Origin of the sequence: Paenibacillus xylanivorans (genome assembly GCF_001280595.1) — a bacterium.
Lineage (GTDB): Bacteria > Bacillota > Bacilli > Paenibacillales > Paenibacillaceae > Paenibacillus > Paenibacillus xylanivorans.
On sequence record NZ_LITU01000071.1, the window covers coordinates 55,435 to 74,716 of the forward strand.

A 19,282-nucleotide genomic window follows, 5' to 3' on the forward strand; every position below is an offset into this window, starting at 1 on the left:
GGTACCGGCTTATTTTACGGAGAAGGAGTGAGGACATGGGCAAGAATGATGGACAGAGTAAAGTGCTTGCACAGAATAAAAAGGCTTCCCATGACTACTTCATTGAAGATACGTATGAAGCGGGCATGGTGCTTACCGGAACGGAGATTAAATCTCTTCGTAACGGCCGTGCGAATATTGGCGATGCATTTGCCACGATTCGGAACGGTGAGATTCATATTCACAATATGCATATTAGTCCTTTTGAACAAGGGAACCGTCATAATCCAATTGATCCAACACGTACACGCAAACTGCTGATGCATAAAGTGCAGATTCACAAGCTGCTAGGGCTTTCGAAGCAGGATGGATATAGCATTGTGCCGCTGAAGATCTATATTCGTAACGGGTATGCAAAGCTGCTGCTCGGACTGGGTAAAGGTAAGAAGCAGTATGATAAACGGGAGTCTGCTGCAAAACGTGATGCACAACGTGATATTCAACGGGTTCTGCGTGAGAAGCAGAAGGTTGCTCGTTGATTTGGATTTGCGATTGCTATGTGTTGAATGGCGCATGGTAAGTTAGTGAGAAACGCGAGTTATGTTAGTACAGGATCTCAAGTTTTGCCCGTAATGGGGTGGAGCTTGGGATTTTTTTAATTTGATTAGAGAGTCCTTGCTACGGGGGATCATTGTAATGAGTTTGGCGCATCACGCTGACATGCCGTACGGCCAAGTCTGTCAGATTATTGTGCCAGTTATAATATGAGATACACCAATTGTTACCACGTACCTTGTCCAATAAAAATGTTAGTAATGTGGTACCGAGTAAAACTCTGAAGTTTGTTGGAAAGAATCGTTGGAGTAAGTTTGCTGATGACTGCGTACTTTGTTCGGATCGTGGGTAAGATAGTTAAGAAAGCTGTTCATGCTCATGAATTGTCTGCACTTCGGTACTCAACTTTACTTCGCTTGAGGGACGCGGTATAATATGTAGACGATTGAGCCTCATAAGTGTGTTGGTTAAACTTGCACAGTTGCTCAGCCTGCTGGAACGTTTTCCAGCAATCTGTACTATATCGGTGATTGGTCCTGTGTTATGATGTTCTTGTAGCAGACAGGAATGCCGAGTTTGAAAGAAGCATCTTTTTACCTTGGAGGAAAAAGATGTGCAGCAACTTTGCTCCGTATTCACGGATTAATCCTGGAGCCCTTCTTATATGAGGGGGCGTTTATGGATTCGACGGGGATAGTTCGAGCATGGGTAGCGGGTAGTGGGGACGCGTCCACTTCATCAACGCTAAAGCCTATTAAACGGCAAACAACAAACAAACTACGCTTTCGCAGCCTAAGAAACTGTGTGCGTGCTTCTAACCTGCATCGCCCATGTGACAGGATTAGGGGCTAACAAGTAGTGGGATACGCTGTCACATCTCCGCCTGGGGTGTGCTGAAGAAGACAATCAGGCTGACCCAACGTATAGCCGGTTACGGGGCGATACTCGGGTGACATCAAAACTGTGACTACACCCGTAGAAGCTTATGTGTCGTTATCTTCGGACAGGGGTTCGACTCCCCTCGCCTCCATTAGTAGTATCAGCAACGGCCACCATTTGGTGGCCGTTTTTGCATGTTTGGATTCGGAGTGGTAGTGTAAACCGCTCTGGTTCTAGGGCTTCGGGCTTCTCTGTAGTCGCATACGACATATCTCTGATGGTGTACATGGCGGTACCTATTTATGTATCAGTTTTTATTGTCACCCGAGTATCGCCCCGTAAAAGGCTATACATTTAATCAACCAGTTTGTCTTCTTCCGTTCACTCAGGTGGAGATGTGACAGTGTATAATCAAAGATTGGTCGATGTTTTCAGGATCATTGCGAAGAGAATAGAGGAATGAGGGCGAAGCCAAACGGGTAACATTAAAACGGTGACTACACCCGTAGAAGCTTATATGTCGCTATCTTCGGACAGGGCCTCTCCTCATTAGTATCAGTGACGGCCACTATTAAACTGTACCCTAAAGAGTAGACAATTTAAAAAAGTCTATCTATGGGGTAATTTTTATAACATATGTGTTCTTTTTTTATCTTACGGTCATTTAGGAGGTTTTTGTAATTGTCTGTCGAATGAACATATTAATTTAGTAAGATTTTGGAGATGGTTATAGAAATGAAGCAGTTAGAATATTGGAGAAATTCCTTGGCAGATGCAGAGCGACTCAATCCCGACTTCGAGAAGAGAAAGCCGAATGGTATCCAAATCGAGAATAATTGGATCATCCAAGGAGAAATTTCAGCCGATGCGGTTAATAAACTAATCGCAAAGCATCCAGATAAGAAGAAAGAGATATATGATGTGTTGCTTTGCCCAATTGTGTTGTATGTCAAAAGTGAACATGGAAGCCCAGTTACGAGCAAGCTTCCAGCTTCAATTGTTCCGTTATGGATCCCGGCACTCTTGACGAAAGAAGGCGTTCTTAAACCACATCCTCGCTATTTACCATGGATATGTAGAGAGTATTTGGAGCCTTGTGAGTCTGATATTGAACCGATCGGAACTGTTGTTGATGCGGATTACTTTTTATCTAGTCGTTCTACGAAAATGGAACAATGGGAAGAGTATGAAACTTTTGCGTTAGAGATGTTCTTGAATGTAACAGGAATGTCATTAGGGGAATTCGCCCATCCACAATACGAGAAATCAGATGAGTGTTACCTATTGTCAAACGATTTGATCTTGGGGGCTTCCAGATCTATTCAAGATCTATATGGACATATAGAAAGAGATTGCTCTAAGCAGGAAGACCTCAGGCTTTTAAATACGTTCTCGAAGTTTTCAGATGTGCAGACCGAGCAGGTATTTTCAGATGTAGATAGTGAACCTCTAGCCGCCATGCACCTTGGACAAATGAGCAACCAGTTCAGTTTGTCGCAATCTCAACGAATAGCGATGCATCACACCACCTTGTTGGATACAGGGGATTTACTCGCCATTAATGGACCTCCGGGAACGGGGAAAACTACCTTGCTGCAGAGTATCGTTGCTACTGCCGTCATTGAACATGCCTTACAAGATGCGGAACCACCGATTATCGTTGTATCATCAACCAATAATAATGCAGTTACCAATGTGATTGAGAGCTTTGGCAAGATTAACGAAATAGATGAGCATCCTCTTGCAGGAAGATGGGTTCGTGATGTTTACAGCTACGGTGCTTATTTGAAGTCATCCGGTAAAAAAGAGGAATCTGGAAGCAATTGGCTAACGATACATAAGGGGAATATGGGAGGAAGCGGATTTTTTGATAAGCTAGAGAGTTTCGAATATATTGAGCATTGTTCTCGAGAATATCTGACATGCAGCTCCAAATTTGCAGGATTTGAAATTTCGGAGATCAAGCAAGCTGTTAAACTTTTGCATACTGAACTGCAAAGCAAAGTGAAACGGATGCAGCTCATTATCCAAACAGGAGACGCTTATAAAGCCCTTGAGAGTCGTCTTATTAAGAAATATCCGCTGGGACTGCAAGCGGTAATTGAAGATTTGCAAAAAAAGAAGCAAGTGGCGGTGGACAGTCTTGAAGCCAATCGGGTTCTTCGTAAAAAATGGAACCAATTTCATTCGGGAGAAGACTGGTGGATTGCAATTTTGATTCGCATTCCGATTTTAAAACACATTGCTTTGAGGAAAAAGGAGATCCGTTGTCAAAACTTCTGCTTTGAGAATGACATGCCAAATTTGAAAATTGAAGATGAATTATTTCATTGGTTACAGGTTGAAAACGAATTGGCTTTAAATGAGGTAAACTTATGTACTATTCAAAGTGCAGAGGTTCAACAAGAGCATGAAGAATTACAGAATTTACGGCAAGAGTGGGAGGATTACTTGGCTGAGCTTTCTATGAAAGAGGGCGAGAGCTACCTAGATACCTTGGATCGGACCCTTCGTTATGATGCTTTTAAGCTGGCCGTGCATTATTGGGAGGGCAGATGGATTCTGGAAACCGAAGCGATGCTGTCGGATCCCAAATATAAGCGCAATAACGGCAAGCAAGGTGTAGAGCTCATGTGGAAGAGATTAGCGAAATTGACTCCTTGTTTTGTATCCACCCTATATATGGTACCTACCTTTTTTAGTGCTTATTTGGGAAAAACAATCCCCTTGTATAATTTTATAGATATCTTGATTATTGACGAGGCAGGGCAAGTAGTTCCGGAGGTAGCGGGAGCATCCTTTGCATTGGCGAAAAAAGCTGTGATTGTGGGAGATACCCTTCAAATCCCACCGGTATGGAAGATTCCGTTATCCGTAGATATTGGCAACGCCCAAAGCTCCGGTATAGCGGAGACCGTAAATGATTATGAGAAAATAGGGATAATCGGTGCATTGGCATCTGGTGGCTCTGTTATGAAGATGGCTAAGAGTTTGTCGAGGTTCACAGAACCTGGAGCAGACGGTGGGCTTTGGCTGACCGAGCACAGAAGATGCGTGCCTGAAATTATTAAGTACTGCAACGACCTCGCTTATCATGAGAAGCTTTTGCCAAAAAGGCCATCGATTAAGAATTATTTCCTTCCTCATATGGGATATGCACATATACCAGGAAGTGCGAATAAGCAGGGAGGCAGCTTAAAAAATGAACTTGAGGCGGAAATTATCGTAAGTTGGATTGATCGAAATAAAGATCAAATTCTAGGATATTACCAGAATGAAGGAATGACGAGCATACAGGAAATTGTTGCGATTGTCACGCCCTTCACCTCTCAAAAAGAACTGCTGCACAGGAAATTAAGAAAGGCAGGCATGGGGGGAATAAAGGCCGGTACCGTGCATACGTTACAGGGAGATGAACGGCCCATCGTGATCTTTTCTCCTGTCTATGACAACAATTACTCGAACACTTATTTCTACGATCAAGACGTATCTATGCTAAATGTTGCCGTATCCAGGGCAAGAGACAGTTTCTTGGTATTCGGTGACATGGGCACATTTATACCGGGAACACCAACACCTTCAAGCGTTTTGGCTAAATACTTATTCCAATCGGAACAGAATGAAATTAAGAATATTGACCTCGGAGGTTATTACAAGACCAAATATGGCCTGCCTATCGAGCATTTGCATGAGCTCGAATATCATCGAAACACGTTACGGGATTGTATTCGAGCAGCTAATCACGAAATCCATATTGTGTCGCCCTTCCTGTCCTCCGCAGCCATCAAAGCGGATAATTTGGATGTTTTATTTGATGAGGCGATCCAAAGAGGAGTCAAGATTCATATCTATACCGATGAAGCTTTAAATTATTTTCAGAACAAGCTGAATGTAAATTATTTGAAAGCTAAAGAGATTCTTGATAAACCTGGTATCTATCTATCTTTGACTAAAAGGGTACACAGCAAGGCCTTGTGGGTCGACTCGTCCGTTCTCATCGAAGGATCATTTAATTGGCTTTCTGCGGTAAGGCAGCCTAATAGCCAATGGTGTCGTTTTGAGACCTCGTTGGTCTACCGGGGTGCGGAAGTAAACGCAATGATCACCAAGCTGAAGGAAGACCTGGAAAAGAGAAAAGTCCATCAGTTACCTGTTGGATAAAGGGGATAGCAATGAAAAACTTCGCTGAAGAATTAGTCTATTGGTACTTACGATTTAATGGTTTCTATCCGCTGACTAATTTTGTATTGCATCGTCAGGGTTTACGTGATAACCATCAAAGTGCAGATGCGGATCTCCTTGCAGTTCGCCCAAAGTTTGTGTCGGAAGATGTTGGTGGAGAACACCGCGATGAAGAAATCTTCAGGCATTTTAGTCCCCTAACAAATATTGGATTAATATGTGAAGTGAAGTCGGGTAATCAAGTTAATTGGGAAAGGCTATATCTACAAAGAGAAGATCGAATATCTTACTGCTTAAGAAGAATAGGGTTTTTCTCTGAAAATAAAGTAAGACATCACACAGAAATCCTCAAATCCCATCAAGTATCGAAGGGACAATTCCATGAGGTGGGAAAGCTTCTGGTAACAAAAAGACAGATGAATATACCAGGATTTATTTGTTTATCCATGGATCATGTTGAAGCCTTCATTATGAAGCGAATCGATCTCTTTCCACATGAAAAAGGTGGAGCTAAGTTGCATTTTGACTCTGATATGATTCAGTACATGATATGGAAACGTGGCATTTAAGTTGGAATGCTAGTAATGACCATGTATATAAATGGTGACATCAAAACTGTGACTACACCCGTAGAAGCTTATGTGTCGTTATCTTCGGACAGGGGTTCGACTCCCCTCGCCTCGATTAGAGTAGTAAGCAAAAGCCATCAACCAGTTGTTCTGGTTGGTGGCTTTTCAGTTTATGATATAATAATTTATAGTTATAGAGATGGAAGCACTCAAGATGTTTGAAAATCGCGAACAGCTTCAAGAAATTTAAAAAAAGAAAATCAACATGCACGGAAACGCGAATACAACTTACCATCGAGTGTAACTTATACATATGTTAGTATAATCAAAAGTGAAAAAAGGGGTGTGAAATGGTATACATTTCAGGACTGAACCTTATTCTACTGTCTTTTGGAGCTCTAGTCTTATTTATAGGAATTAGTTATTTGATACTTAAAAGAATGCCTAGTACAAAATGGATTTTGTTAATTTTCATGATCCTTTACATTGCAATTAATTTTTGGTACTACTTACGGGGTAGTGCAAATTTGGTTACATTATTAAGCACCATTGCATTAGGCTGTACTCTTACATTTCGAACGTTTAATAAGGCAAGAAAGGTATGATTAAAAAGAACTTGTCGTCTTCTCGAATGACAGGTTCTACTTTTGTTTCCATAAGTAGATAAGAGAATCAGCAATCATCAAATTAAGTACCGAATGGGGGATGCCACCTCGCCTCCATACGAGACAGCAAAGGAGACCCGTTGGGTCTCTTTTGCTTTGTCTATGAGGTTAAGAAGCACCCGCACCAGTGAAAGAAGCTCCCAAGCCCGGCATTGCAATCTAGCAAAAATTCCATCGTCAATGGCAGTGAATCTACTAAATTAACTTTAATTATTGAAAAGTGGCTCCGTGCGAAGCAAATAGTTACCCCTTACCTCCGCGGCCCAGTAGGCAAAGACCTCTCTCCATTGAACACTGTTAAAGAAATCGTCTACGGATTGATTGTCGGAATCCCAGTCAACAAATATATTGAGAGGTGTGATTCCTCCAGCCCAAATGCCATTACTGACGTCCGTGCCCTTCTCTCTAACCAATAAGATTGGAATGCCGAATTGAAAAGCCATGGCAGGCTCAATTTGAGAAAACGTCGATCCTTCCCAGAACGGGGTGGTCGTTGGGGGCTCCCCTACATTGGATTCAAGAATTTGAACAAAAAATCTTCGGAAGTTGATCGCGAGCAGACCATAGCTTGAAAAAACCAGGCGTCGTATATTCGTCAGAATGTTTTCCGGGTATTGTTCACTAACGGGCAATGTGCGGGGAAAGAGCAATGCATCTTCAATTTCCGCAATGAGACGGTTCAAAAATTGTTCTTGCGGGTCATTTACCGTGTTGGTTGTACTCAGAAAGATAGGAATACGAAAAGCGCGATCCACACAGGCATCGATAGCCGATGATGTGTCCTTTTCACTATGAATGGGCTTATTCGGATTTGAGGCGGAGGTTCTTAAATTACCGCGGACGGGTGGAAGCTCTGTTACCATGCTTACGGGAGAAAGCTTTTTCATGGGAAATTGCTGAGTCTTAGCCTTATTTTTTGTATTACTCAATGTTCACATCTCCAATGCAAGAATCTGGTTTATATTTAAGCCCAGTCTATGCACATTAGCCCATTTGTGTTACGTGATACTCATGAAGGGGGCATGTACACTTTACCCCATCAGCCGATTGCTGTAATATTTTGAAATTTTACTTCGTACTAGAATCTAATTTATAATAATAAGTTAATATAAACTGCGTCAGGAGGATACAATGGACTTTATCAAAAATCAACTAGACGGAACGGGCATGAGTGAACAAACCATTGGATATCTTTCGAATATGATCATGGTGGTATTTATAGCTGTGGTCTCCATACTGGCCAATTTTATAGCCAAAAAAATCGTGCTGAAAATTATTATCCAAATCGTCAACAACAATCGGTACACGTGGGATAAAATCATTGTGGAGAAAAAAGTGTTCCACAAGCTCTCGCATCTGGTACCAGCAATTATCATTTATTATTCTGCGTATATCTTCCCGTCCTATCAAGCTTTAATTGAAAAAGCAGCTCTAACTTATATGATCGTCATAACCATCACGGTATTAAATGCGCTGCTTAATGCCTTTGATACCATATATCGTTCCTATGAAGTCTCCAAGATCAGACCGATTAAGGGATACATTCAGGTAGCCAAGATCGTGCTTTTCATCATTGGGGGCATTATCGTCATCTCAAGTCTCATTGGTCAGAATCCATTGATTATTCTCAGTGGACTTGGCGCTTTATCAGCTGTTCTGATGCTCGTCTTCAAGGATTCTATATTGGGCCTGGTGGCAGGCGTGCAATTATCATCGAATGACATGGTGCGTGTCGGTGACTGGATTGAGATGCCCAAATATAATGCTGACGGCGACGTCATCGATATTACATTAAACACGGTAAAGGTTATGAATTTTGATAAAACGATCACGATGATTCCGAGCTACGCGCTCATCTCGGACTCGTTTAAAAATTGGAGAGGCATGCAAGTCTCTGGTGGCAGAAGGATTAAGCGAAGCGTCTATATTGATACAAGCAGCATCAGTTTCTGCTCCAAGGAAATGATTGGTGAATTTCAGAAGATCCATTACCTTACGGAGTATCTTGCGACAAAATTAGATGAAATTAACGAGTACAACAATGAACACCACATTAATACGGAAAGTATTGTGAACGGTAGACAGCTTACGAATGTGGGTGTATTCAGAGAATACATTCATCAATATTTGAGGAATCATCCGAAAATTCATAAGGATATGACGTTGATCGTGAGACAATTAGCGCCGGGAGATAACGGACTGCCACTTGAAATCTATGCATTCAGCAATGATATCGCCTGGGGCGTGTATGAATCGGTCCAAGCGGATATTTTTGACCATATCTTCGCCGTTGCGCCGACATTTGGCCTTCGTGCCTTCCAAAATCCAACAGGTCATGATATCGTGCAACTAAAAGAAAGCCCGCAATATTCGAGAGGATATTGAGATAGGTTATTTACCCGATCCAATATAAATATGAACAGAGGAAGCACCGTAAAGGTGCTTTTTTTGTTCAAAAAGTGACATATACACTATTTACAAAAATGGAAATAATTAATAGTATATTCATATGGGCATGATTTCCAGATGTTATTTTACACGTATCGTATCTTGAAGCTAGAAATACAATGTCCCGCTTTGAAGATTGGAAAATTTAATGGAGGTGAATCTCGTGGCACGTGTATTAGTTGTAATGATGCCTGCAGAAGGGCATATCAATCCGACGCTCGGAATAATCAAGGAACTGATAGAGAACGGAGATGAAGTTGTCTACTGTTGTACGGAAAAATATCGGACAAAGATTGAAGCATTAGGCGCACAATTTAAAGCATACTCCTTCAACGAGGCAACCCTGCTCAACAACCCAGATATGAAGCCATTTGAAATCAAGCACCCTTACCAATTTTTATATATGGTTTTGAAAAAAATTATTCAACGGTTTATTCCGGATGTTCTGAATCTGATCGAAAATGAAACCTACGATTATTTAGTTTTTGACTCCTTAATAGGCTGGGGAGGACAAATTTTAGGCGAAAAGCTGGGAATACCAGCAGTATGCTCAACCACCACTTTTGTTTTTGTAGAGCCTCTCGGATTAGGTAATCAACTGAAGGATGACGATGAGGAGGTCAAAGAGCTATATAACGGCATCATGGAGATGTCCAAGCAATTAGCTTCCCAGTTCAATGTGGCTGTGCCTTCTCTGGCGGAACTTTCAGGGCATCCAGGACAACTGAAGATTGTTTATACAAGCCGTTATTTTCAACCAATGGGGGACAAGCTGGACGACAGCTTTGTATTCACCGGCCCATCTATAACACCCCGCAAGGATGCACCATCCTTTGCAAACGAATCCCTGCATGCCGTTTATAAACAGGCGGTTTATATTTCGATGGGAACCATTTTAAATAAGGATCTTGATTTTTATAAGCTGTGCTTTACGGCTTTTCGGGATTTGCCTGTGCAATTTATATTATCTTCAGGGAAGGATACCGACTTGGAGCCCATTGCTGATCTCATTCCTGACAACTTCATCATCAGACCCTACCTCCCGCAACTGGAGGTTTTGCAGGGTGTAGATGCTTTTCTGACACATGCGGGCATGAACAGTACAAGCGAAGCTTTGTATTATAATGTACCGTTGGTTTTGCTCCCGTTAACCTCGGATCAGCCGCGTGTAGCAGGCCGGGTGCAGGAGTTGGGAGCAGGGGTCATCGTGGATAAAAATAACCTTACACCCGACGTACTCAGAAACGCGGTATTAGAAGTGCTCGGTAATGCCTCCTACAAGGAACATGCTGAGGTTATTGGGAAAACGTTACGCGATGCTGGCGGGTACAAGCAGGCTGCTATGGCCATTAAGAACTTTATGGGCAAGCAGTCGTTATCGGCCACGCCGATCTCTTCGTTTGAATGAAGAGGCGACTGGCCTCCAATAGAACTAAACGAGAAAGCCACTACCCCGTTAAACGGGGTGGTGGCTCTTTCATTTGATTCATCCGCGTATGGAGGGGTAGAATAAACGGAGAGGGCATATCACCTTTTCCATATCGTTTTAGTATATCTTTCGCAAAGGAGAGTTTACAGATGAATCATACAATCCCGGAATATACGTTGAATGATGGTTTAAAAGTACCTGCCATTGGCTTTGGGACTTATAGCTTAAAAGGAGAAAAAGGTGTCAAATCCATAGCGTCCGCGATGGATGCAGGTTACCGACTGATTGACACAGCGTATAACTATGAGAACGAGGCGACTGTCGGAAAGGCCATTAAGCAGAGCTCCGTTTCCAGAGCAGATCTGCTGATTTCATCTAAACTGCCAGGGCGTTACCATGCCTTTGAAAAGGCGATTGTAGCCATCCAAGAATCCCTATACAGAGCAGATCTGGATTATTATGATCTATATCTGATTCATTGGCCGAATCCCAAGCAGGATATGTATGTGGAAGCGTGGCAGGCACTCATTGAGGCCAAAAAACGCGGATATATCCGTTCAATAGGAGTTAGCAATTTCCTACCGGAACATAATGAACGCCTGATTAAGGAGACGGGAGTAGCGCCAAGCCTGAATCAGATTGAGCTGCATCCATTCTTTGACCAAGCCGATCAGCGGGAGAAGGATTCGCAGCATGGCATTGTTAACGAATCGTGGAGTCCCATTGGGCGTGGCAATGATGCAGTGCAAGATATCGTAAAGGATGAGCAGATCCTTCGTATTGCCGAAGCTCATGGCAAAACGGGTACTCAGGTTATTTTGCGCTGGCATACCCAGCTTGGTTCAATTCCTATCCCTAAAGCAGGCTCTCTTCAACACCAGCAAGAAAATATCGATATTTTCGATTTCGAGCTGAGCGATAAGGAGATGGAAGTCATTTCTTCTTATAATCGTGAGGATGGACGGTTGTGGAATCAGGACCCGAGCGAATACGAAGAGTTTTAAATTATTGAATTTGAAAACGTGCGATTCACCGTAAGGTGAGGAAAACGAGCATGAAGGAAACGTAGCCTCCTATTCTACAAAGATGTAGATAGGGGGCTTTGTGTTGTATTAAAAAAGTGAATGCAATTGGAACAGGAGTAGTATGGGCGAAGTTATTGATACAGCTAACTACTCGACCAGTTTTTCAGACCTCTGCGCCATATCCTGTAAAACGCGAGCCACCCGACTTCTTCTGCCTTTTGCTTTTCTCTGTATTCTTGCGAGAGATTTTTTATACGCTTCCACATCTGTTTGAAGCGCGAAGTGTTTGGCGGCAATCCGTAATGTTTTCTTTAACAATCGTGCGGAAGAACGTGTTGTTCTGGACCGGAAGCCTCTGCGCAAGATTCGCAGCGTTTTTTTGTAGGTTTCCAGGTCAGCTGATGGTGGTACAACGCAGAATAAATTGAGTGCGGAATCATTGAATCCATAGGTTTCAAGCATGATTTTCAGATTCTCTGTATTGAGCACTTCCCCTCGGAAATGAGTGGGATGTTCCTGGTGATAACCCACGACCTCTTTCATACAGTAGAAGGGCACTTTCAAACGATGCAGCCTGTAGCCCAGATCCCAGTCTTCAAGCCCATAGAGTACGAACCGTTCATTGAAACCTCCAACTCGATTCAGAAGGCTTCGGCGGATGGATACACACCGAGTGACAAGCAGCATCCATGGAGCCACATCGGTGCTGGCAAATTGCTTGATGAAAGCAGGCGGTATTTTGGTTGGGAAAGTCACTTTGGACAATGCATCTGTCTGATGAATGATATCTTCCGGTGTGACCAGTGGGATAATTTCATTCGCTGCATCAAATTCAGGACGCCATAAGTTTGAAGGGGTAAGGATCGAACAGCAATGTTCTTTTTCTGATGGCGAGAAGTCTGGATAGTAGTGGGTATAAGCATCGGCAAAAGAATGCGGAAAACCCGAAACGACGGCTCTGGGATTTTTGCGATGATATTGACGCACTGTTCGGATAAATTCGGGTAACGCCAGAAAGTCAGCATCACAGAAGATAACATACAGACCTTTGGCATGCTGAAGCCCCAAATTCCGAATAGCTGACCTGCCACGTTGCTCCGTTTGGGATACGTAGGTTAAAGGATATGAAGTCTGGAATGTCTGGATCTGTTCTTTCGTTCCATCAGTGGAACCGTCATCAGCTACGATGACCTCGAAAAGGTGCTTCGGATAGGTTTGTGTCTCGAGGGCTGCCAGTGTAAGCAATAACTGATGAGCCCGATTATAGGTTGGGATAATGACGCTATAGCGGATCGCCATTCCTGTTTCCTCCTTCACGTTGTTGGACGCTCCTTATGAAAAAATCGAACACGTTCAAGTAAGAAGTGATAATAGTTTATTCCATATAAGTGGCAGCGACTGGTCAAACACCCTATGATTTTGGAAACAGGCTTGATCGATCTCCTTCTTTTGCTTACCGTTCAATCTGGAATATGATCTTGATCTCTTGCATTCATGTGCAAATCCTGCGCTGCATAAGGAAATATCAAATTTTGGATATGTCGGCAAAAATGGAAGATAGCCATTGTGACGGGCAAGCGGTAACTTTATGGGGAGCGATGACAGGACTGCTTATCAACGATATGAATTCAATGGGGGGACGTGAATCGATGAAACGGTCATGGAGAAAACGACTGACAATTGGAATCTGCCTGATGATGGTTACTACTGCTCTTGCAGGCTGCTCGGCAGATAATGGAAGTGCAGGTGAAGCAGGAGGAGATGGACCTACACCCATTTCAATCTGGATGTCGATGAATACCAATGCTTCCATCACACTCAAGAGCATGAATGAAATTACGGCGATCAAGGAATGGGAAAAGAAAACCAATACCAAAATCGAATTTCAGCATCCTGCGGTGGGTGCAGAGACTGAGCAATTCAATGTCATGATTGCTTCGAACCAGCTGCCTGATGCGATGTTTGTGTATGGTGATTACGCCAAACTGTTTAATGATGGCACCATTATCCGGCTTAATGATCTCATTGATGAATACGCTCCCAATTTGAAAAAGATCCTAGAGGAGAATCCCGAGGTTGCCAAACAGTTAAAAGCCGATAACGGAGATATCTATGCGATACCGCATCTGCGTCTGGGGGAATACAAAACCTTCGGCGGTACGTTCATCCGTCAGGATTGGCTGGATGAGCTGAAGCTGGAGAAACCGGAAACGATTGAGGAGTGGGAGACGGTACTCAAGGCCTTCAAGGAGAAAAAAGGCGTAGCAGCGCCCCTGTTGTTTGGTGCACCACCCAAAATGACCACGATGGGACCAGCCGCACCGACGTATCTAGAGGCTTATGGCATCACTAATAATACGTTTATGAAAGATGGCAAGGTGGTCTATGGACCAATCGAGCCGGAATATAAGGAATTTCTAACGATGTTCCATCGCTGGTATCAGGAGGGATTGATTGATCCCGATTTTGCTACCAATGACCAGAAAACATACGACGCCAAAATTTTGAGCAGTCAAGCTGGTGCGTTTTTCACCTTCATTGGTGGAGGTGTAGGCCGTTACCTGCCCGCTCTGCAGGAAACGGATCCGAACGCCAATCTGACAGCCGTGCAATATCCGGTGCTGAACAAGGGTGATGAACCGATGTTTACCGGACGTTCCTGGGAATGGAGCAGTAGCGGCGTTGTGCTCACCAATAGCAACAAACATCCGGAGGAAACGGTCAAAGCACTCGATTATTTTTTCAGTGAAGAAGGACATATGCTGAAAAATTTCGGTGTGGAAGGCCTCACCTATACGATGAAGGACGGCTACCCGACTTATACCGATGAGATTTTGAAAAATCCGGATGGTCTGTCGGTTGCTCAGGCCATGGCCAAACATTTTATTGCGAACTATCCCTTCGTAGGGGAGGATGACGATCGGTACAATGAGCAGTATTATCAGCTCCAGCAGCAGAAGGATGCGGCGGTGCTGTTCTCCAAATACAGCGAGAATACGCTGAAGGTAGGCCTTCCACCTACCAGTCTGACGACAGAAGAATCCACGGAGTACAGCAAAATCATGAGTGATATTGGAACCTATCGGGATGAGATGTTCGTCAAATTCGTCATTGGGGTTGAGCCGATTGAGAACTTTGACAAGTTTGTCGATCAGATCAACAAGTTTAACATTAAACGGGCTATTGAAATTCAGCAAGCGGCCCTAGACCGTTATAACGCCAGATAAGGAGGAAATGTCCACGGGTGGTGAAGCCATTTTTACCGCTTCATCGTCGTGGACGCCCTCTTTGGAATGAATAAGGAAGGGGATGGAGAAGGTGTCGCACAAGCTTTCCTTGTTATGGCTTAATTACAAAAAGAATAAAGCCATCTATTGGATGGCTCTTCCCGTCGTTTTATATTTTCTCGTCTTCAAGTACTTACCGATGTACGGGGCCATCATTGCGTTCAAGGACTACTCGGTGGGCAAAGGCATATGGGGTAGTGATTGGGTCGGATTACAGCACTTTCGTGATTTCTTTCAGAGTTATTATTTCTGGCGGATTTTGAAGAATACTCTTTTGCTAAGTTTTTATCAGCTGTTGTTCGGTTTCCCGGCTCCCATTCTTCTTGCTCTTCTGCTTAATGAGCTCAGGCATGAAATCTTCAAACGCACGGTGCAAACGATCTCGTACATTCCCCATTTTATTTCCATTGTCGTCATCTGCGGCATGATTGTTGATTTTTCGTCCCGAGATGGACTGTTTAACACCATTATTGGTTATTTTGGCGGTCAGAGCAGCGCACTTCTCAGTGATCCGGCCAATTTTCGTACCATTTATACCGCCTCATCGATCTGGCAGGAGCTTGGTTTCTCCAGCATCATTTATTTGGCTGCACTTAGCGGCATTAACCCTGAACTCTATGATGCTGCCAACGTGGACGGAGCGAGTCGGCTTCGCCAGGTGTGGCATATCACGCTACCCGGCATCATTCCGATGATTATGATTCTCCTCATACTCCGCATTGGTGGACTGATGGAGATTGGGTTCGAGAAAATTATTCTGCTCTATAATCCGAATGTGTATGATACGGCAGATGTAATCTCGACGTTTGTTTATCGCAAAGGGATAAGTGAAAGTGCCGAGTTCAGCTATACGACTGCGGTGGGATTATTCCAGTCGGTCATTAACTTTACGCTTCTAATCGGTGCCAATCGCCTGTCTAAGGCGATATCCAATACCAAGCTGTTCTAGCCAAGAACGAGGTGAAGGGAGGGATTTCTTTGCGAATGAAAAGATCCATTGGAGAGCGGCTGTTTGGTGGTGCGAATGCAATTTTGATGACAGGGCTGATTATCGTAACCTTGTATCCGCTGCTGCATGTGCTAAATGCGTCGCTCAGTGACTCAAGTCAGCTCATGGCACACAGAGGTCTGCTGCTTTTTCCCAAAGGCATTACGATGGAGAGTTACAAGCTGGTGCTGAGCAACCCCAACATTCTGTCCGGATACCGGAACACAATATTTATTGTGGTAGTGGGCACGGCGCTGAATCTGCTGTTCACCATTCTGGGGGCGTATACGTTGTCCCGCAAAAGCTTCATGCTCCGCAATCCGATCATGCTGGCGATTGTATTTACGATGTTTTTTAACGGCGGAATCATACCGTCCTATCTGTTGATCAATAACACGCTCCATATGGGGAACAGCCTCTGGGCTCTGATTGTACCTGGTTTGATCAGCAGCTATAATCTGATTATTATGCGGACTTCCTTTGCAGAAATCTCGGAAAGTCTGCTAGAGTCAGCCCGTATTGACGGGGCAGGAGAGATGCTCATTCTCTGGCGGATCGTCGTGCCATTATCAATGCCCGTCATTGCGGTCATGATTCTCTTTTACGGCGTCGGTCACTGGAATTCATGGTTTAGCGCGATCCTGTACATTCGGGACCGGAACCTGTTTCCGCTTCAACTGGTGTTAAGGGAAATTCTGATTCAGAACAGTACAGACTCGATGACGACAGGAGCGACCGCTATGGACAAAGAGGCTATCGGGGAAAGCGTAAAATACGCAACGGTCATGGTAGCCACCCTGCCTATATTGTTCATCTATCCATTTCTGCAGAAATACTTTGTTAAAGGTGTTATGATCGGAGCAATCAAAGAATAGAGTTGCCTTAGGTCATGCCATACCAAATAACACAGTGTGAGGAGGAGACGCATGAAGAGAAAAAGCATCCTGTTGTCCTGGGGCATTTCTTACATGGTCATTCTGCTCATTCCCATTGTGATCGGTGCTGCTGTTTTTGCCGAGTCTCGCATGCTGCTTGAGGAAGAAGTTAATCGTTCCAACATGGTGCTGTTATCTCAGGTGCAGGAAACCATTGATAACCAGATTGGCGATATTGGCAGCATCAGCAATCAATTAATGGCTGACTCTCAACTCATGAGCTTCATTAATCACGCATCCGAACAGGATGCCCGCTGGAGGTTCATGGGGATAGATCTGATCAAAAACCTGAAATCCACACGTGTCGGAAACGGTTTGATCAGTGAACTGTATATTTATATCAAACAATCCGATATCGCGTTGTCCTCTTCTTCACTCATTCAGAAAAAGTATCTATATGACATATTCTATCAAGGCACGAATGTATCCGAGGAAGCGTGGACCCGGCTTATGCATGATTCCAGTAAGAGCATGTACCGAAAGATGGAGGTCCGGAGTGAGGACCGACGGATTGAAGACACGCTTGTCTATATTCAGCCGTTTCCTATTCAGAATGGCGCTGACAGTCCTGCGACCTTCGTCGTTAACCTGGACCCCAATCGGTTCCAGCAAGCCATTGATAATGTACGTTTGGAAAAAGAGAGCACCGTGTTCATTCTGGACCACGACGGTCAAACGTTATTTTCTACCGGATCACTTGAAACCCCTTACATGAATGGGGAGGACCTTAACCTTTTCGATGATGCTGGGAAAAGAACGGAAACGATCGATTGGAATGGAGAATCCGTGACCATATCGCAGATTTCTTCCAAGATCCAGGACTGGAAGTATGTATCCATCATACCTACCCGAATCTATGCCAAGAAGCTGACGGTTATCCGCGATATTACGCTTGGAGGCGTTGCCGCAGGACTTATCCTTGGCGGGGTGGCAGCCTGGTGGTTCACCAGACGGAATTACCGTCCGCTGGGCCGGATCATGAACATTATCTCCGATAAGGTCAAATGGAAACTGGAGCAGCCAGACGATGAATATGGCATTTTGCAATCTGTCCTGATCCAAGCCTGGGAAGAGCAGGATCAATTTGCGAACAGGCTTAAGGATCAGCAAAGCGTTGTGCGGAGCAGTCTGCTCTCCAAGCTGATGAAGGGAAGGTTACAGGTGGGTGAGGAGTTTGCTTCGACACTGGAACGTTCGGGCATTCGGTTCGAGACGGATTCCTTTGCCGTATTGCTCCTGCACATTGAGGATGTTGAAGGACTGTTCCGTTCCAGAGGACGCGAGCAGGACCAGGAGGAAAAGCATCAATTTGTACATCTGATTCTGACCAATGTGCTGGAGGAGATGATCGGCTCAATCGGTCACGTATACTCTGCGGACATTAATGGGAGAATCGCATTCCTGATTAATATTCGGGAGTGTGAGGAGGATACCGGTCATCGGTTAATTCGTGCAGTCGAAGAAGCCCAGCGTTTCATCGGCTCCCGATTCTGTGTGTACTTTTCTGTTGGGGTTAGCCATGTTCATCACCGTATGGTGGAGATCGCAGATTGTTTCCGGGAATCGGAAGAAGCACTGGAATATCGGCTGATTCTGGGGATCGGTCAGATTATTGACCCGAACCGGATTCATCGGCCCAAGGAGGAGCTGTATTACCCTCTCGATCTGGAGAGACAGCTCATCAATTATATCGCTACAGGGAATTATGCTCGTTCCACGGAAGTGATGAACGAAATTCTCATGACCAATTTCGCAGGAGAGCCCTTGTCTGTTGAACTGGCTCGCTGTCTGATGTTTGAGTTGATCGGTACCTTCCTGAAAGCTACGGAACAGATCAAGACGGATGACCAGAACGAAATGACGCAGCGCAATGATCTGATCCGACAATTGTTTGCATGTGAGACCTTTGAGGAGATCGAGGCCGAGCTGTTGCGGATACTGGAGACAGTCTGCCAGACGGTGCATGAGCGCAAGCGATCCCGCAGTGAGGAATTGAGGGATCAACTAGTGGAATTTATCCATGAGAGTTATGCGGATGTCAATTTGGGCTTGACCCATTTGTCTGAACGCTTTCGTTTTCATCCAACCTATGTCTCCAAGTACTTCAAAGAACAGACAGGGGTCAACGTGATCGATTACATCAATCAATATCGAATTGAACAATCCAAGAAGATTTTACAGGCAGAAGAACTGACGATCCAGGACGTATCCGAGCGAGTGGGTTTCCTGAACAGCAATTCGTTCATTCGTGTTTTTAAGAAATATGAGGGAATTACACCCGGCCAATATAAACAAAACAGCAGACTTATCCAGCAAGACGGTTGAAGAATATTACATGCAT

At 44.1% G+C, this 19,282-nt stretch carries 12 protein-coding genes and 1 other RNA gene; 11 read left to right on the top strand and 2 right to left on the bottom strand.

Annotation, left to right across the window (positions count from 1 at the left end; genetic code table 11):
- Nucleotides 1–35 precede the first annotated feature (35 nt).
- The 4 genes from smpB (at nt 36) to AMS66_RS22720 (ending at nt 6,164) form a co-directional block, all read left to right on the top strand.
- Nucleotides 36–518, top strand: a complete 483-nt coding sequence (smpB, locus tag AMS66_RS22710; RefSeq protein ID WP_024629496.1) for an SsrA-binding protein SmpB — start codon at nt 36–38, stop codon at nt 516–518.
- 684 nt (nt 519–1,202) lie between these two features.
- Nucleotides 1,203–1,567: a transfer-messenger RNA gene (gene ssrA / locus AMS66_RS31950) on the top strand.
- Nucleotides 1,568–2,148: 581 nt separating this feature from the next.
- Nucleotides 2,149–5,574, top strand: a complete 3,426-nt coding sequence (locus AMS66_RS22715) for an AAA domain-containing protein (protein WP_053782966.1) — start codon at nt 2,149–2,151, stop codon at nt 5,572–5,574.
- Between the two features lie 11 nt (nt 5,575–5,585).
- A complete protein-coding gene (locus tag AMS66_RS22720; protein ID WP_053782967.1) occupies nt 5,586–6,164 on the top strand; it encodes a hypothetical protein in 579 nt (192 codons plus the stop codon).
- 871 nt (nt 6,165–7,035) lie between these two features.
- Here AMS66_RS22720 and AMS66_RS22725 read toward each other — a convergent pair.
- Entirely contained in the window at nt 7,036–7,758 is a 723-nt protein-coding gene (locus tag AMS66_RS22725) for a hypothetical protein (protein ID WP_082350852.1), read from the bottom strand.
- 202 nt (nt 7,759–7,960) lie between these two features.
- On the opposite strand from AMS66_RS22725, the gene AMS66_RS22730 reads away from it, so the two are divergent.
- The 3 genes from AMS66_RS22730 to AMS66_RS22740 all read left to right on the top strand — a co-directional run bounded on the left by AMS66_RS22730 (nt 7,961) and on the right by AMS66_RS22740 (nt 11,710).
- Nucleotides 7,961–9,214: a mechanosensitive ion channel family protein gene (locus tag AMS66_RS22730; RefSeq protein ID WP_053782968.1), complete on the top strand. Its 1,254-nt coding sequence runs from the start codon at nt 7,961–7,963 to the stop codon at nt 9,212–9,214.
- Nucleotides 9,215–9,440: 226 nt separating this feature from the next.
- On the top strand, nt 9,441–10,685 hold the full coding sequence (locus AMS66_RS22735; RefSeq protein WP_053782969.1) for a macrolide family glycosyltransferase: 1,245 nt from the start codon (nt 9,441–9,443) through the stop codon (nt 10,683–10,685).
- 170 nt (nt 10,686–10,855) lie between these two features.
- Nucleotides 10,856–11,710 (top strand): aldo/keto reductase, encoded by an 855-nt coding sequence (locus AMS66_RS22740; RefSeq protein WP_053782970.1) that lies wholly within the window; start codon nt 10,856–10,858, stop codon nt 11,708–11,710.
- 168 nt (nt 11,711–11,878) lie between these two features.
- On the opposite strand, the gene AMS66_RS22745 is transcribed toward AMS66_RS22740, so the two are convergent.
- The gene (locus tag AMS66_RS22745) at nt 11,879–13,030 is read right to left on the bottom strand and encodes a glycosyltransferase family 2 protein (RefSeq protein ID WP_053782971.1); all 1,152 of its coding nucleotides are present in this window, start codon (nt 13,028–13,030) and stop codon (nt 11,879–11,881) included.
- Nucleotides 13,031–13,269: 239 nt separating this feature from the next.
- Between AMS66_RS22745 and AMS66_RS22750 the strand changes: the two genes are divergently transcribed.
- The 4 genes from AMS66_RS22750 to AMS66_RS22765 all read left to right on the top strand — a co-directional run bounded on the left by AMS66_RS22750 (nt 13,270) and on the right by AMS66_RS22765 (nt 19,266).
- Complete coding sequence (locus AMS66_RS22750; protein WP_236703578.1) at nt 13,270–14,958, top strand: extracellular solute-binding protein; 1,689 nt, start codon at nt 13,270–13,272, stop codon at nt 14,956–14,958.
- Nucleotides 14,959–15,109: 151 nt separating this feature from the next.
- Complete coding sequence (locus tag AMS66_RS22755) at nt 15,110–15,967, top strand: ABC transporter permease (RefSeq protein WP_236703587.1); 858 nt, start codon at nt 15,110–15,112, stop codon at nt 15,965–15,967.
- A 29-nt stretch (nt 15,968–15,996) separates the two neighbouring features.
- The gene (locus AMS66_RS22760; RefSeq protein ID WP_144424583.1) at nt 15,997–16,881 is read left to right on the top strand and encodes a carbohydrate ABC transporter permease; all 885 of its coding nucleotides are present in this window, start codon (nt 15,997–15,999) and stop codon (nt 16,879–16,881) included.
- A 51-nt stretch (nt 16,882–16,932) separates the two neighbouring features.
- Nucleotides 16,933–19,266 carry an AraC family transcriptional regulator gene (locus AMS66_RS22765; RefSeq protein WP_053782975.1) on the top strand — a complete coding sequence of 778 codons (2,334 nt, stop codon included), beginning with the start codon at nt 16,933–16,935 and terminating at the stop codon, nt 19,264–19,266.
- The last annotated feature ends 16 nt before the right edge of the window (nt 19,267–19,282 follow it).

Excerpts from the sequence above, each read along its gene's own strand:
- smpB (WP_024629496.1), top strand. The coding sequence starts at position 36 with ATGGGCAAGAATGATGGACAGAGTAAAGTGCTTGCACAGAATAAAAAG.
- AMS66_RS22715 (WP_053782966.1), top strand. The coding sequence starts at position 2,149 with ATGAAGCAGTTAGAATATTGGAGAAATTCCTTGGCAGATGCAGAGCGA.
- AMS66_RS22720 (WP_053782967.1), top strand. The coding sequence starts at position 5,586 with ATGAAAAACTTCGCTGAAGAATTAGTCTATTGGTACTTACGATTTAAT.
- AMS66_RS22730 (WP_053782968.1), top strand. The coding sequence starts at position 7,961 with ATGGACTTTATCAAAAATCAACTAGACGGAACGGGCATGAGTGAACAA.
- AMS66_RS22740 (WP_053782970.1), top strand. The coding sequence starts at position 10,856 with ATGAATCATACAATCCCGGAATATACGTTGAATGATGGTTTAAAAGTA.
- AMS66_RS22745 (WP_053782971.1), bottom strand. The coding sequence starts at position 13,030 with ATGGCGATCCGCTATAGCGTCATTATCCCAACCTATAATCGGGCTCAT.
- AMS66_RS22750 (WP_236703578.1), top strand. The coding sequence starts at position 13,270 with ATGTCGGCAAAAATGGAAGATAGCCATTGTGACGGGCAAGCGGTAACT.
- AMS66_RS22755 (WP_236703587.1), top strand. The coding sequence starts at position 15,110 with ATGGCTCTTCCCGTCGTTTTATATTTTCTCGTCTTCAAGTACTTACCG.
- AMS66_RS22765 (WP_053782975.1), top strand. The coding sequence starts at position 16,933 with ATGAAGAGAAAAAGCATCCTGTTGTCCTGGGGCATTTCTTACATGGTC.